This is a genomic window from Sediminicoccus rosea (assembly GCF_033547095.1).
Taxonomy (GTDB): Bacteria; Pseudomonadota; Alphaproteobacteria; order Acetobacterales; family Acetobacteraceae; genus Roseococcus; species Roseococcus rosea.
On record NZ_CP137852.1, the window covers coordinates 406,689 to 421,710 of the forward strand.

Annotated in this window: 8 protein-coding genes; 3 read left to right on the forward strand and 5 right to left on the reverse strand. The window is 72.5% G+C overall.

The genetic code is table 11. The annotated features are described in order from the left end of the window. Nucleotides 1-45 precede the first annotated feature (45 nt). From addA to tsaE, 5 genes are read right to left on the reverse strand one after another with little or no spacing between them, the layout of a single operon-like run. Nucleotides 46-3,540, reverse strand: a complete 3,495-nt coding sequence (gene addA, locus R9Z33_RS01960; protein ID WP_318649623.1) for a double-strand break repair helicase AddA — start codon at nt 3,538-3,540, stop codon at nt 46-48. Further along, complete coding sequence (gene addB, locus R9Z33_RS01965) at nt 3,537-6,539, reverse strand: double-strand break repair protein AddB (protein ID WP_318649624.1); 3,003 nt, start codon at nt 6,537-6,539, stop codon at nt 3,537-3,539. Before addB ends, addA begins: the two co-directional genes overlap by 4 nt. Next, nucleotides 6,536-7,276 carry a nucleotidyltransferase family protein gene (locus R9Z33_RS01970; protein WP_318649625.1) on the reverse strand — a complete coding sequence of 247 codons (741 nt, stop codon included), beginning with the start codon at nt 7,274-7,276 and terminating at the stop codon, nt 6,536-6,538. The genes addB and R9Z33_RS01970 overlap by 4 nt, the downstream gene beginning before the upstream one ends. Next, nucleotides 7,273-8,211 (reverse strand): aminoglycoside phosphotransferase family protein, encoded by a 939-nt coding sequence (locus tag R9Z33_RS01975; RefSeq protein WP_318649626.1) that lies wholly within the window; start codon nt 8,209-8,211, stop codon nt 7,273-7,275. Before R9Z33_RS01975 ends, R9Z33_RS01970 begins: the two co-directional genes overlap by 4 nt. Continuing rightward, nucleotides 8,208-8,642, reverse strand: coding sequence for a tRNA (adenosine(37)-N6)-threonylcarbamoyltransferase complex ATPase subunit type 1 TsaE (gene tsaE / locus R9Z33_RS01980; protein WP_318649627.1), 435 nt, complete (start codon nt 8,640-8,642; stop codon nt 8,208-8,210). The genes R9Z33_RS01975 and tsaE overlap by 4 nt, the downstream gene beginning before the upstream one ends. Before the next feature lie 82 nt (nt 8,643-8,724). Between tsaE and R9Z33_RS01985 the strand changes: the two genes are divergently transcribed. The 3 genes from R9Z33_RS01985 to R9Z33_RS01995 all read left to right on the forward strand — a co-directional run bounded on the left by R9Z33_RS01985 (nt 8,725) and on the right by R9Z33_RS01995 (nt 15,020). Further along, entirely contained in the window at nt 8,725-9,741 is a 1,017-nt protein-coding gene (locus R9Z33_RS01985; RefSeq protein ID WP_318649628.1) for an NAD(P)/FAD-dependent oxidoreductase, read from the forward strand. Further along, nucleotides 9,738-10,382, forward strand: a complete 645-nt coding sequence (locus R9Z33_RS01990) for a DUF938 domain-containing protein (protein WP_318649629.1) — start codon at nt 9,738-9,740, stop codon at nt 10,380-10,382. Before R9Z33_RS01985 ends, R9Z33_RS01990 begins: the two co-directional genes overlap by 4 nt. 207 nt (nt 10,383-10,589) lie before the next feature. Next, the gene (locus R9Z33_RS01995) at nt 10,590-15,020 is read left to right on the forward strand and encodes a Calx-beta domain-containing protein (protein ID WP_318649630.1); all 4,431 of its coding nucleotides are present in this window, start codon (nt 10,590-10,592) and stop codon (nt 15,018-15,020) included. Nucleotides 15,021-15,022 lie beyond the last annotated feature (2 nt).

Genomic DNA, 15,022 nt, shown 5'->3' on the forward strand with positions numbered 1-15,022 from the left:
CCTCGGGTTCAACTGTCGTTAAGGTTGTATCGTCGGCGTTCCAGGTCAAGCGCCACCCTGGATACCCCCTGGGGCAGGCGCATGCGCGTCCAGCAGGGCGTCGGGCAGCGGCATCACATGGGCGCCATAGGTCCAGACCAGGCTGCAATCCACCGGACGGCCCGGAAAGGCAAGCCGCAGCACGGCGCGATAGGCGGCCATCTGGCGCAGATAGGCGGGCGGAGCGGCTTCGGCGAGCTTCGGCGGCGGGCGGTTGCTCTTGAAGTCGAGCAGGGTGATGCGCCCGGACGTGATCAGCAGCCGGTCCACCTGGCCCATGATCAGGCGCTCCCCCACGCGGCCGGCCAGCGGCGCTTCGGCCAGGCTACCGGGCCCGAAGGCGGCGGCGATGGCGGGGTGGGCCATCACCCCCAGCGCCTCGTCCAGGATCTCGGCCTGTTGCGCGGCGTCCAGGCCATGGCCGGGGCGGGCCAGGAAGGCGCGGCCGGCCGATTCGCGCTCGGCCTCCGGCAATTCGGGCAGGGATTGCAGCAGGGCATGGATCAGGTTGCCACGCCGGAAGCGCCGGCCCAGCGGATCGCCCGGGGCATGCGGGGCGGCGGCCGGCACCTCCGCCTCCTGGTCCTCCATGTGGGAGGGGGTGGCGATGCCGGGCGCGGCGATGGCGGTGGCGGGGGTGCGGGCCCAGGCGGGCAGCGCCTCGGCGGTGGCCTCCGCCGTGCGGCGCGGCTCGGGGCGGCGCGGGTCGGTCTGCGGCGATGCGAGGCCGAGCAGCGGGCCGGGCGCGAAGCCATCGGCATCGCCGCCCCATTCGCCGGGGTCGAAGTCGCGCTCCTCCACGCCGTCCAGCCGGGCGAAGCCGGCCTTGATCTTCTCGTACCAGCAGCCTTCCGCCGGGCCCTTGCTGCCGTGCCAGCCGCAGATGATCAGCCGGTCCTCGGCGCGGGTCAGCGCCACGTAGAGCAGGCGGTTCGCCTCCTCTGCCTCGCGCGCGGCCTGGCGCGCCTCGGCCTCGGCATAGGCGGGGGCGTTGAAGCCGGTGCGGCGCGGCGCCCAGAGGGGCAGTTCCTCCTCCGTCCAGCGCAGGCCGGATTTCTGCGGCGGTGCCGCGGCGGTGTCGGGCAGGATGACGATGGGCGCCTCCAGCCCCTTCGCGCCATGCACGGTCATCACGCGCACCATGTCGGCGCCCGCATCGGCCTCGCGCTTCACGGTGGCGCTGGAGCGGCGGAGCCAGTGCAGGAAGCCCTGGAGTGAGGCCGGATTGGCGCGCTCATGCGCCATGGCGGCGGTGAGCAATTCGTCCAGCGGGTCGGCCGCATCGGGGCCGAGGCGCGCCAGCAGCCGGGCGCGGCCGCCGCGCTCGCCCAGGATCTCCGCGATCAGCGCATGGGCGGGCAGGTGGTCGGCGCGGGCGGTGAGCGCGGCAAAGAGGTCGGCGGCGCGACCGATGGGCGTCTCGGCGCCGCGCTCGGCCATCAGCCGGGCGTGCAGCGTGCCCGGGCGGTTCCAGGCGAGGGTGAAGAGATCCTCTTCCGAGAGGCCGAAGATGGGTGATCTCAGCGCGGCGGCGAGTTGCAATTCGTCCTGCGGCAGCAGGATGGCGTCCAGCGTCGCCAGCACGTCCTGCACCGCGATCTGCTCGACCAGCACCATGCGGTCCACGCCGCCCACCGGCACGCCGCGCTCTTTCAGCGCGCGGACCAGCAGGCCGACGAAGGCGTTGCGCCGGCGCACCAGCACCAGGATGTCGCGCGCGCGGATCGGCCGGCCCTGGGCCGGGTCCGCCTCGCAGCGGGAATCCAGCCGGCCATGGGCGATCATGTGGGCGATGCGCGCCGCAAGCGTGGTGGCCAGCCGCGCATCGGCGCCGGTCTCGGCCATCGGTGCCTCGGGCACGTCCCAGGCGGGCGGGTCCTCCGCGCGGGCCTGGGATTGCAGCGGCCAGAGCTCGACCATCCCGGCCGCGCCCGCGCGGTCGGGCAGGTGGCGCAAGGTCTGGCCGGGGGCGACGACGCCGTCCCGCGCCGGGCCCTCGGCAAAGACCGCATCCACCAGGGCCAGGATGGGCGGTGCCGAGCGGAAGGAGACCTCCAGCGGCACGGCGCGGAATTCCTGGCCGGCGGCGGTGATGGCGGCGCGGAACTCGGCCTCGGCGCGCGGCAGCCCGGCGGCATCGGCGCCCTGGAAGCCGTAGATGGATTGCTTGATGTCGCCCACCGCGAAGACGGTGCGCGGCGCCTCGTTGGCGCGGGTGCCGCGCCCGGCGAAGAACTCGCCCGAGAGGGCGCGGGCGATGGCCCATTGCTCCGGATTGCTGTCCTGCGCCTCGTCCAGGAGGATGTGGTCCAGGCCGCCATCCAGCTTGAACAGCACCCAGGCGGCGCCGGGGTCGTCCAGCAGCTTCCGCGCGGCCTGGATCAGGTCGTCATAGTCGAGGCGCCCCATGCGCTGCTTGGCGGCGGCGAAGCGGCGCAGCACGGGGATGCCGAGCACCAGCGCGGCCTCGGTGGAGCGCAGCAGGGCCAGCGCCTCGCATTGCGCCTCGATGCGCTGGATGCGCTCGCCCTCCGCGACCAGGACGGGCAGGGCGGCGGCCTGGCCCGTGGCGCCCAGGCCGCCCTTGGTCGCCAGGTTCCTGTCGGCCTTGACCTTGCCGTCCTTGGTCAGGAAGACGCCGCGCCAATCCTCCATGGCGGCGAGCCGCGCCTCGGCATCGGCCAGGGCGAGGAAGCGGCGCATGGTGGCGCCGCGCTCCTGGTCGCCGGCATTGCCGCTGCCCAGCAATTGCGCCGCGACGCGGGCGAGGCCGCCTTCATCGGCCGGCATCGCCGCCATGCGCCGCAGCGTGGCCTCATCCGCCTCCGGGTCGAGGCCGAGGCGATGGGCGATTTCCGCCACCAGCATGGGCAGGCCGCCCAGTGCCGCGAGGCCAGCCTGCAGCATGGGCTCGGCCCGGCGCAGCTCGCCCATCACCTGGCCGAGGCCGGCGGCGTTGCTGAGGGCCGCGAGGCGCTCCAGCGCGGGGCTCAGCGGCAGCTCCGCCTCGCGCGCGCCGGCGAGCTGCGCGTTTGCGTCCAGCTCCTCCAGCACGGCGAAGCCCGGCGGCAGGCCGGCTTCCAGCGCGAAGCCGCGCAGCAGGGATTGCGCGAAGCTGTGCAGGGTGGCGATCCGCATGCCGCCGGGCAGTTCCAGCACGGCGGCGAAGCCGGCGCGGGCGCGGGCGATCTCCTCGGCGGTGGGCGGGCGTTGCAGCAGCGCGTGCAGCTCGGCCTCCAGAGCGGGTGCGCCGGCCACGGCCCAGCGGCCCAGGCGGCCATGCAGGCGCGTCGCCATCTCGGCCGCCGCCGCCTTGGTGAAGGTGAGGCAGAGCAGCCGCTCGGGCCGCGCGCCGCCCAGCATCAGCCGCAGCAGGCGGTCGGTGAGGAGCTTCGTCTTGCCCGAGCCGGCCGAGGCGGTGACGAAGGCCGAGACGGCGGGATCGGAGGCTTCGGATTGCCGCGCCTCGGCGATGGCGCGCGGGGTGGTCTTGCCGGTCACGCGCCCTCCTCCGCCTCGGCCGACCATTCGGCGGTGCGGGCCAGGTGCTGGAAATCCCCCACGGCGCGGCGGCGTGGATGCGGGTGGGCGGTGAAGGCGGCATCGCCCAGCAGGAAGCGGTCGGCCAGCGCCTGCAGCGCCGCGGCGGCCTCGGCGATGGTGGCGGGCAGGTCGAGGTCGAGCGGCTTCACCTCGCCCGCCTGGTCGGCGCCGGTCAGGCGCCAGTATTCGAGGGCGCCGACGGCGGCGGCCGGCACGCCGGCGAAGGCGCCCTGCTCGGCCAGCCAGGCTTCCAGCGGCAATTGCGGCGCGGTGCCGGCCTCCACCTCGCGCTTCGAGGGCACGGTGCCGGTCTTGTAGTCGAGGATGCGGAGCGAGCCGTCCCGCATGCGGTCCACGCGGTCGGCCCGGGCTTCCAGGGTGACGCTTCCGCCCGGGCGGCGCAGCGTCAGGCTGGCCTTCACCTCGGCCCAGCTGGCCAGGATACGGTCGCGCTGCTCGGCCTCCAGCGCGCGGATGAAGCGGCCGATGCGGTGCAGGCGCGGCGCCCAGAGCGCGGCGACAGCCGGGCGCAGCGCGGCGCGCGCCAAGGCCCCCTCGGCCGCCGCCTCCCAGAGGGGCAGGGCCGCCGCCTCGCCCGGCCAGGCCTGGGGCAGGCTGGCCAGGAAGCGATGGATCGCGGCATGCACCATGTTGCCGTAGTCGGGCGCGCCCGGCTCCTGCTCCAGCGGATCGAGCGCCGAGAGGCCCAGGATGCGGCGGGCATAGAAGGCATAGGGGTCGGCCAGCAGGGTCGCGACATCGCTGACGGTGAGGCGATCCGGCCGGGCCGCGAGCGGTGGGCGCGGGGCGGGGCGCGGGCCGGGGCGGATCTCGGCCGGCTGGTCCAGCAGCCGTGCCCATTCGGCACAGGGCTCGGGCGGCAGGCGCAGCCCCTGCTGGCCTTGGAGGAAGACATCGAGCCGCGTCAGCCAGCGGGCGGGCACCGCCGGGCTGCCGCCGCGCCGTGCGGCGCGGGAGAGCACGGCGCGGCGCGAGCCCGCGGCCGTCAGCAGGAAATCCGCCGCCACGCGGCCGATGCGCAATTCGGGCGACGGCAGGCCGAAATCCCGCCGCATGGGGCGGCTCATCCAGGGGCCGGGGTCGCTCGCCTGGGGCCAGATGGTCTCGTCCAGCGCGCCGAGCACGACCAGGTCGAAATCCAGCAGCCGCGCCTCCAGCAGGCCCAGGATCTCCACCTGCGGATGCGCCGCATCGCTGCGCCCGCGTGAGATGCGGGCCGCCTGGGTGGTGCCCTGGGCCAGCGCCGCCTCGAAGAGGCCGGGCCAGTCGGCTGGCGCGATGGGCGGCATGGCGGCCATGGCGGGGGCGAGGGCGGCGAGGTGCCGCGCCAGCGCCTCGCCCTCGGCCTGGGCATAGAGGCGCAAGCCCCCGGGCAGGGCCGGCGTGCTGGCCAGCGCCTCGGCGGCGGCGAGATGCTCGGAGAGGAGGTCGCCGGGGGGGCGCGCGGGTGAAGGGGGCAGGGCGGTGAAGGGGCCGAGTGCCGCCTCCAATGCGTCAATCAGTTCGGCGAGGCGCGGCTCCGGCGCGCGCAGCGAGGCGAGGGCGGCGCGCAGCCCGGCAAGGCCCGGCCCGGGCGAGGGGCCGCGCAGCACCGCGCGCTCCAGCGCCTGGGTGGCGGCGAGCCATTCGGCGCGCTCCATCCCGCCCGCGCAGAGCGGGTGCTTCAGCACCGAGAGCAGCGCGACCGGCCCGCATTCCCCCGCCGCCAGATGCGCGATCAGCCGCAGGAAGGCGCCGGGCGGCGTGTCGGAGAGCGGCTGGCCGGCGCTGTCATCGGCCAGGATGCCATGGCGTGGCAATTCGGCGGCGACGCGGCGCGCCAGGTCGCGGTCGGGCGTGACCAGCGCGGCGCGCGTGCCGGGGGTCTCCAGCGCGCCGCGGAGCGTGAGCGCGATGGCCGCCGCCTCATGCTGCGCGTCGCTCGCCTCGATGCGGCTGAGGGCGGCGAGCGGCGCCAGCCAGCGGGCGGGCTCCGGGCTTTGCCAGGGGTCGAGATGGCCGGCGGGCAGCAGCGCCGTGCCGAGCAATTCGGAAATCCCCTCCGGCGCGCCCTCCACCCAGGGCGCGGCATCGGCCAGGGTCGCGCCCATGCGGTCCAGCATCGCGCGGCTCCCGGCATAGGGATGCGTCGGCGCCTCGCGCAGCGCCTCCCAGGGCAGGGCGGCGGTGGCGCGGTCCTCGCCGGGCAGCACGACGAAGCCCTGCGGCAGGCGCGTTGCGATGACGCGCAGCAGGTCGGCCGCCGCCGGCACGGTGCCGCCCATGCCGATGCCGGCCGCGATCACCGCGCCCGCGGGGGGCGCATCCTCCCAGGCCACGCGCTGCGCGCGCAGCGCCAGCACGCGCCGCACGCCGATGTCGAGCAGCCCCTGCTCGGTCAGCCAGCCCTGCCATTCCACGACGATGGCGCGCAGGAAGGTGGTGGTGATCTGCCAATGCACGGCCAGCGATTCGGGGGCCAGCGCCTCCAGCCGCTCCAGCCAGCGATGGCCGAGCAGGGCAGGGTCGTCCGGCAGGATCTCGGCCTCCTCGAGGGCGATCTCGTCCAGCAGCTTGCCGAGTTCGAGGCCCAGCGCCCAGGCGTGCTCGGCGCTGGCGGGGCCGCCCATGTCGCGCGGCAGGCGGCTGGCGAAGCCGGCCAGCACCGCCTGGCGGCGCAGCGCATCCACCGCGGGCGGCAGGCGCAGCAGGGCGGGCAGGGCGAGTTCGTCGGCATCCTCGGTGGAAAGGCCGGCCAGCGCGCGCATGCGCGGCAGCAGCAGGGCGGGGGAATCGGCCTCGCGGAGGAAGGCGGCCTGGAGGGCGCGGGCAGCGCGGCGGGTGGGCAGCAGGATCGTCGCGGCGGCCAGCGCCTCGCCCGTGCCGAGCCGCGCCAGCGTGCCGCGCGCGAGGGCGGGCAGGAAGGCCTGGTCCGGCGGGATGGCGAAGAGCCTCACAGCCAGTGGCTCAGCATTCCATCGCGCAGCCGCCGCTCGGTGCGGATGAGGTCGCCCGGGGTGGAGAGGTGGAACCAGGCGCCGTCATGCACGAGGCCGAACAGGCGGCCGGCCTCGATCGCGCGGTCATAGCAGCGGTTCAGGCTGAAGCGGCCCTCGGGCTCGGGCGCCACCAGGGCGGGCGCCATGATCTGCACGCCGCCGAAGAGATAGGGCGCGATCTGCCGCGGGCCAGGGCGGGTGAGGCGGCCTTCGCCATCCAGGAAGAAATCGCCGCGCCCCACCTCGCCCTCGATGCGCGAGGTGCGGATCAGCAGCAGCAGCGCATCCATCCGCGCCGGGTCGAAATGGCGGGCAAGCAGCGTCAGTGCGGGGGTGGGGCCGTCGAGCCAATAGGCATCGCCATTCACCACGGCGAAGGGCGCGTCACCCAGGCGCGGCAGGGCGCGGCGGATGCCGCCGCCGGTCTCCAGCAATTCAGGCTCCAGTTGCAGCCGCAGGCGGGGCGTGGTCTCCCCCCTTTGGCCCTCGCGCGCGGCGAGCGCGGCGGCCACCTTCTCGGCGCACCAATGCGCGTTCACCACCACCTCCTCCACCCCGGCCAGCGCCAGGCGGTCCAGCGCGTGGTCGAGGAGGGAGCGGCCCATCAGCGGCAGCAGGGGCTTGGCGGTCTCCGCCGTCAGCGGCCGCATCCGCTGGCCGAGGCCGGCGGCCAGCACCATGCCGTGGCGGATCATGCGGGGTTGCCGCGGCGCGCGGGCGGCACATGCGCATCGAGGAAGCGGGCGAGCGGCAGGGCCGCCGGATGCTCCAGCGCGCGCGCCAGCAGCGCCCAGCAGCGCGGCCCGTGCCGGAGGTAGTTCGGCTTGCCGTCCCGCCGGTCGAGCCGGACCCAGAGGGCGGCGACGCGCAGGTGCCGCTGCGCCGCATGCACCGCCATGGCGGCGCGGAAGCCCTCGGCCTCCAGTTCCGGCCGCTGGGCGAGATAGGCGCTGACGACCGCCTCGCGCAGGGCGGGGTCCACGTCCCGCCGCGCATCCTCGACGAGGGAGACGACGTCATAGGCGGGGTGGCCCCGGGCCGCGTCCTGGAAGTCGATCACCGCCATGCCGCGCGGCGTGGGGATGAGGTTGGCCGGGAAATAGTCGCGATGGACGAAGCCCTGGCCGGGGAAGGGCGCCAGCATGGCGGCGAGCGCCGCGGCGAGGCCGTGGCGCGTCTCATCCGGGCAGGGGGCGCCGAAGATGGCGGGCCACCACCAGTCGCAGAAGGTGGCCTGGGTGGCGCGGATCATGGCGGGCGCGTCCCAGGCGGGAAGCCCCTCCGGCGGCGGGCTGGCATGCAGCGTGACAAGGCTGCGCGCCGCGTCGAAATAGAGCGGCGCGGGCTCGGCGCCGCGGTCCAGCACGGTGGCCATGCTGGCCTCGCCCAGGTCCTGCACGAGGGCGGTGTTGGTCGCGGGTTCCACGCCGATCACGCCGGGGGCCGGCACGCCCAGCGCCTCCAGGTGGCGCGCCACGCGGAGAAAGGCATCGAGATATTCGGCCGAGGGCGTCCGCATCAGCAGCGCCGGGCGCGGGCCGCCGGAGAGGCGGGTGTAGTGCTTGCTGGCATCGGCCTGCAGCACCTCCTGCCGGGCGGCGGCATAGCCATGGGCGTCGAGCAGGGTCACAGGCGGTCCTCCCATCCGGAGAGCCGGGCGTGGCGCGATTCCTCCGCCGGGCCGGGCGCCAGCGCGACCCGCAGGGCGCCCGGCGGCGCGAGGGGGCCGAGGCGCTCGGGCCATTCCACCAGGACGATGCCCGCTCGCGCCTCATCCCAGCCCAGTTCCAGCAGGCCGTCCGGCCCGGTCAGGCGGTAGAGGTCGAAGTGATGCGCGGCGGTGCCGCCCGGCAGGTCGTAGCTCTGCACCAGGGTGAAGGTGGGGCTGGGCACCTCCAGCGCGGGGTCGGCGGCGGCGGCGCGGAGGAAGGCGCGGGCGAGGGCGGATTTGCCGGCGCCCAGCGGGCCCTCCAGCAGCAGCGCGTCGCCGGGGCGGGCGAGGGCCGCGAGCCGCGCGGCCAGCGCCTCGGTCGCGGCGAGATTGTCGAGTGTGATCTCCATGCACCGCCATCTTGCCGGCAGGGCGCGAGTCCCGCAAAGGCGAAGACTGGACGCACCCGGCAAAGCAAGGCATGGCCCTGGCATGAGCGAGATGATCGAAACTGACGTGGCCATCATCGGCGCGGGGCCCTGCGGCCTCTTCGCCGTCTTCGAATGCGGCATGCTGAAGATGCGCTGCGTGGTGGTGGACACGCTGGAGGAGATCGGCGGCCAATGCGCCGCGCTTTATCCCGAGAAACCGATCTTCGACATTCCCGCGCATCCGCAGATCGCGGGTGCGGCACTGATCGAGCGCCTGGCCGAGCAGGCGGCGCCCTTCAGCCCGCGCTTCCTGCTGAACCAGCGCGTGGAAGCCCTGGCGCAGGCGGAGGGCGGCTTCACGCTGACCACCAGCCTCGGCAACCAGGTGCGGGCCAAGGCGGTGATCATCGCCGCCGGCGCCGGCGCCTTCGGCCCCAACCGCCCGCCGCTGGAGGGCCTGCCCGGCTACGAGGCCAGCGGCGCCGTGCGCTACATGGTCACGAAGCGCGAGGAGTTCCGCGGCAAGCGCGTGGTGATCGCGGGCGGCGGCGACAGCGCGGTGGACTGGGCGCTGAGCCTGAAGGACGTGGCCGAGAAGGTCATCGTCGTGCATCGCCGCCCCAAGTTCCGCGCGGCCCCCGAGACCGCCGCCCAGCTCGAGGCCGCCGCCGCGCGGGGCGAGGTGGAGATGGCCATCCCCTATCAGCTGCACGCGCTGGAGGGTGACGGCGCCAAGCTGGAAGCCGTCGTTCTGGCGACGCTGAAGGGCGAGGAGATGCGCGTCCCGGCCGACCACCTGCTCGCCTTCTTCGGCCTCTCCATGGAGCTCGGCCCCATCGCCGATTGGGGGCTGGGGCTGGAGCGCAGCCATATCGCGGTGACGCCCGCGACCTGCGAGACGAACATCCCCGGCATCCATGCCATCGGCGACATGGCGACCTATCCGGGCAAGCTGAAGCTCATCCTGCAGGGTTTCTCCGAGGCGGCGATGGCGGCGCATGCCATCCACCCGCGCGTCTTCCCCGGCGAGGCGCTGCATTTCGAGTATTCCACCAGCAAGGGCGTTCCGGCGGCATGAGCGCCCCGGGCGATCGGCCGGCGCATCCGGACGCCGACCGGTTCAGCGCCGAGGATGCGCGCCGCTTCGCCCCGGCGGCCGCCCGCAACCGCGAACCCCTGCTGGAGGTGCTGCGCGGCATCCTCCCCGCCCAGGGCCTGGTGCTGGAGGTGGCCTCCGGCACGGGCGAGCACGCGGTGCACATCGCCACCGCCCTGCCCGGCCTGACCTGGCAGCCGAGCGACCCCTCCGAGGAGGCGCGGCGCAGCATCGATGCCTGGGCGGCGGGGCATCCGAACATCCGCCCGGCGCTCGCGCTCGATGCCAGCGCCTGGCCCTGGCCCATCGCGGCGGCCGATGCGCTGCTCTGCGTGAACATGATCCATATCGCGCCCTGGGCGGCGGGACTCGGGCTGCTGCGCGGGGCGGCGGCCCTGCTGCCGCCGGGCGCGCCGCTGGTGCTCTATGGGCCCTATCTGCGGGACGGCGTGGCGACGGCGCCGAGCAACCTCGACTTCGACGCCAGCCTCAAGGCGCGCAACCCGGAATGGGGCCTGCGGCGGCTGGAGGATGTGGCGGCGGCGGCCAAGGGCTTCGCGCTGGAGCGGGTGCTGGAGATGCCGGCCAATAACCTGACCGTGGTGTTCCGCCGGATCGGGTGAAGCGGCTGTCTCGCGCGTCTCGGAAAGCGGGCAATCCTCAAGTGATCTCTAAGCTCTGCCTCAAGCCGTCAAAGACGTAGATAAAAAAGAGACAACAGTCTCGTTTTTGAATAAAAACGCAATCTTAATCCAAAATTAGCGTCAAATCAGGATTGCACAACCATAGGTGTTTTTGCATGGTGAGGAGGCCCTGGGGGGGGCTTACTCATGTTTACACAAGCGAATGTCTCGTTTTCTGCGCAGTGGGGGACTGGTCTGATCGGCCAGATGCGGGTGTCCAACGACTCGCAGCTGCTCAATAATTGGACGATCACCTTCGACGTCCCGTTCCAGATTGTGAATCTGTGGGACGCCACCATCCTCACCGCCACGAACCTGGGCGGTGGCATGATCCGCTACACCGTGGGCAGCGCCGGCTGGAATGCCAGCGTGCCGCCCGGCGGCGGCGTCAGCTTCGTCTTCGAGGGGCGGGCCGAGTCCAACATCCAGGCCCAGCTCACCGGCGTCACCTTTGGTTCCACCGAGGCCCTGGCCGTGCCGCCCGCCGTGACCATCAGCGATGCGGTCCTGGCCGAGGGCGCCTCGGGCACCAAGGAGATGGTGTTCACCGTCTCCCTCTCGAAGCCCGCGACCGAGACGGTCACGGTGCCCTGGTCCACCCAGGACGGCACGGCGCTGGCCGGCAGCGACTACAACGCCGCCTCGGGTAGCCTGACCTTCGCGCCGGGCGAGACGAGCAAGACCATCTCCGTCACCATCCGCGGCGATGCGGCGGTGGAGGCGAACGAGACCTTCAACCTGCTGCTCGGCATGCCCCTGGGCGCCACCACCGCCGATGGCACGGCGCTCGGCACCATCCAGAATGACGACGTCCTGCCGAGTCTCTCCATCGCCGATGCCCAGGTGAGCGAAGGCAATGCCGGCACCCGGCTCATGGTCTTCACCGTGACGCTCTCGGCTGCCGCGCAGGGCCCCGTGACCGTCGCCTACACCACGCGCGACGGCACGGCGCTGGCCGGCACCGACTACAACGCCCAGAGCGGCAGCCTCAGCTTCGCCGCGGGCGAGACCAGCAAGACCATCGCCGTCGAGATCCGCGGCGACACGGTGGACGAGATCGACGAGAGCTTCGAGATCGCGCTCAGCGGCCTCACGGCGGCCAGCTTCGCGCGCTCCAGCGCCATCGGCGTCATCGCCAATGACGATGCGCCGCCCGTCCTCAGCGTCTCCAACGCCGAGGTGGTGGAGGGCAATTCCGGCACGCGCAGCGTCGTCTTCACCCTCAGCCTGAGCCAGGCGATCGCGCAGAGCGTGAGCGCCAACTTCGCGACGCAGGACGGCACGGCATTGGCCGGCAGCGACTATGTGGCGCGCAGCGGCAGCGTTACCTTCGCCGCCGGCGAGACGAGCAAGACCGTCTCCGTCACGGTGAACGGCGATACCGCCATCGAGGCGGACGAGACCTTCGGCCTGGTGCTGAGCAATGTGGCGCGCGCCACATTGGCGCCCGGCGGCGGCACCGGCACCATCCGCAATGACGACCTGCCGCCGCCGACGCTTGCCATCAGCGACGCGCAGGTGACGGAGGGCGATGCCGGCACGAAGCAGATGCTCTTCACCGTCACGCTCTCCCGCGCCATCTCGAGCACCGCCTCCGTCACCTGGGCCACGCAGAACGGCACGGCGGCCTCGGGCAGCGACTACACGGGGGCAAGGGGCACGCTGAGCTTCGCCGCGGGCGAGGTCAGCAAGACCATCGCGGTCGCGGTGCGCGGCGATACGGCGGTTGAGGCGAACGAGACCTTCTCCGTCGTGCTCGGCACCGCGACGCGCGCGACCATCGCGGATGGCACGGGCCTCGGCACCATCCTGAACGATGACGTGCCGCCGACGCTCACCATCAGTGACGCGCAGGTGACGGAGGGCGATGCCGGCACGAAGCAGATGCTCTTCACCGTCACGCTCTCCCGCGCCATCTCCAGCACCGCCTCCGTCACCTGGACGACGCAGGCCGGCACGGCGACGGCGGGCACGGATTTCACGGCGGCCAGCGGCACGCTGAGCTTCGCGGCGGGCGAGGTCAGCAAGACCATCGCGGTGACGCTGCGCGGGGATACGGCGGTGGAGGCGGATGAGAACTTCTCCGTCGTGCTTGGCACCGCGACACGGGCGACCATCGCCGATGGCACGGCCACCGGCACCATCCTCAACGACGACCAGCCGCCGCCGACGCTTGCCATCAGCGATGCCCAGGTGACGGAGGGCGATGCCGGCACGAAGCAGATGCTCTTCACCGTCTCGCTCTCGCGCGCAGCGACGGGCGCGGTCTCGGTGAACTACGCGACGCAGGCCGGGACGGCCACGGCCGGCAGCGACTTCGTCGCGGCCAGCGGCACGCTGAACTTCGCGGCTGGCGAGATCAGCAAGACCATCGCCGTGACCATCAACGGCGACACGGCAGTGGAAGCGAATGAGAGCTTCAACCTGCTGCTCTCGGGCGCCGCCGGCGCGACCATCGCGGATGGCACGGGCCTCGGCACCATCCAGAATGATGATGTCCTGCCCACGCTCGCCATCGCCGACGCGCAGATCGCCGAGGGCAATGCCGGCGTCACGCAGATGCTGTTCACCGTCACCCTCTCACGCGCCATGGGCGGCCCCGTGACGGTGAGCTATGCGACGCAGGCCGGCACGGCGACGGCGGGCGCGGATTTCACGGCGGCCACCGGCACGCTGAGCTTCGCGGCGGGCGAGACCAGCAAGACCATCGCCGTCGCCGTCAATGGCGACACGGCGGTGGAGGCGAATGAGGGCTTCAACCTGCTGCTCTCCGCCGCCAATGGCGCCACCATCACCGACGGCACCGCGCTGGGCACCATCCTGAACGACGATGTCTCCGCGCCCCCGCCCTCCGGCGATACCGCGACCTTCCGCGTGACCGAGCGCTGGAACGGCGGCTTCCTCGCCGAGATCACCGTCGTCAACGACGCGACGCCGATCGAGGGCGGCTGGACGCTGGCCTTCGACGCGCCCTTCCAGATCAAGGGCGTCTGGAACGCTGAGATCGTCAGCCAGTCGGGCAGCAGCTACGTCATCCGCAACGCGCCCTGGAACGGCAATATCGGCCCGCTCGGTACCACCACCTTCGGCATTGACGTGGCGGGTTCGGGCGAGCCGGTGAACTTCAGCGTGAATGGCGCGGCCCCGGCCCCCGTGCTGCCCGGCCTCAGCATCGCCGACGCCTTCCTGACCGAAGGCGATGCGGGCAGCGCGCTGATGAACTTCACCGTCAGCCTCTCCGCGGCGGCGGCCGAGGCCGTTACGGTGCAATACGGCACGGCCAATGGCTCGGCGCTGGCGGGCCTCGATTACCAGGCCCTGAGCGGCAGCCTCACCTTCGCGCCGGGCGAGGTGAGCAAGGTCCTCTCCGTCGCCATCCTGGGCGACACGCTGCGCGAGGGCACCGAGAGCTTCGCCCTCAACCTGACGGCGCCCACGGGCGCGCGCCTCGCCGATGGCGCGGCGCTGGGCAGCATCCGCGACAATGACGCGCCGGCCTCCACCCTGCCGCCGCCCGGCTGGTATTCCACCAGCGGCAACCAGATCATCGACTCCACCGGTGAGGCGGTGCGGCTGAAGGGCATCAACTGGTTCGGGATGGAGGGTTACCTCGGCGTGCCGGACGGGCTCTACACCCGCAACTGGCAGGACATGATGGAGCAGATGCGGGAGCTGGGCTTCGATACCATCCGCCTGCCCTTCAGCCTGCAGAACATCCAGCCCGGAGCGATGCCCAACAACATCGTCTATAGCCTGAACCCGGACCTGGTGGGCCTCTCCAACCTGCAGGTGCTGGACAAGATCGTGGATTACGCCGGCGACCTCGGCATGAAGATCATCCTCGACTGCCACCGCAGCAGCTCGGGCGCGGGACCCAACGAGAACGGCCTCTGGTACGACCAGAACTTCTCCGAGGCGCAGTGGATCAGCAGCTGGAAGAGCCTGGTCCAGCGGTATGTGGACGACTCCACGGTCATCGGCGTGGACCTCCAGAACGAGCCGCATGGCGCGACCTGGACCGACTGGTCGGCTGCGGCCGAGCGCGCGGGCAACGCCATCCATGAGGTGAACCCGAACCTGCTCATCGTCGTCGAGGGTGTGGGCAACTACCAGGGCGACTACTACTGGTGGGGCGGGCAGCTCGAAGGCGTGCGGGATGATCCGGTGGTGCTGCAGCAGGCCAACAAGCTGGTCTATTCGCCGCACGACTATCCGAACTCGATCTACCCGAACAGCTGGTTCGAGGGGCCGAACTTCAAGGACAACCTGCCCAACGTCTTCCGCGAGCATTGGGGCTTCATCTACGAGGAAGGCATCGCGCCGATCTTCCTCGGCGAGTTCGGCTCCAAGCTGACCGACAGCCGCGACATCGCCTGGCTGGACGAGCTGACCCAGTATCTGAACGGCGATTTCGACACGGATGGCGTGCTCGACATCGCGCCCGGTGAGGAGGGGATGAGCTTCGCCTATTGGTCCTGGAACCCGAACTCCACGGATACGGGCGGCATCCTCAAGGATGACTGGATCAGCGTGCACCAGCACAAGATGGCGGCGCTGGAATCCATCCTGATCGGCTGAGC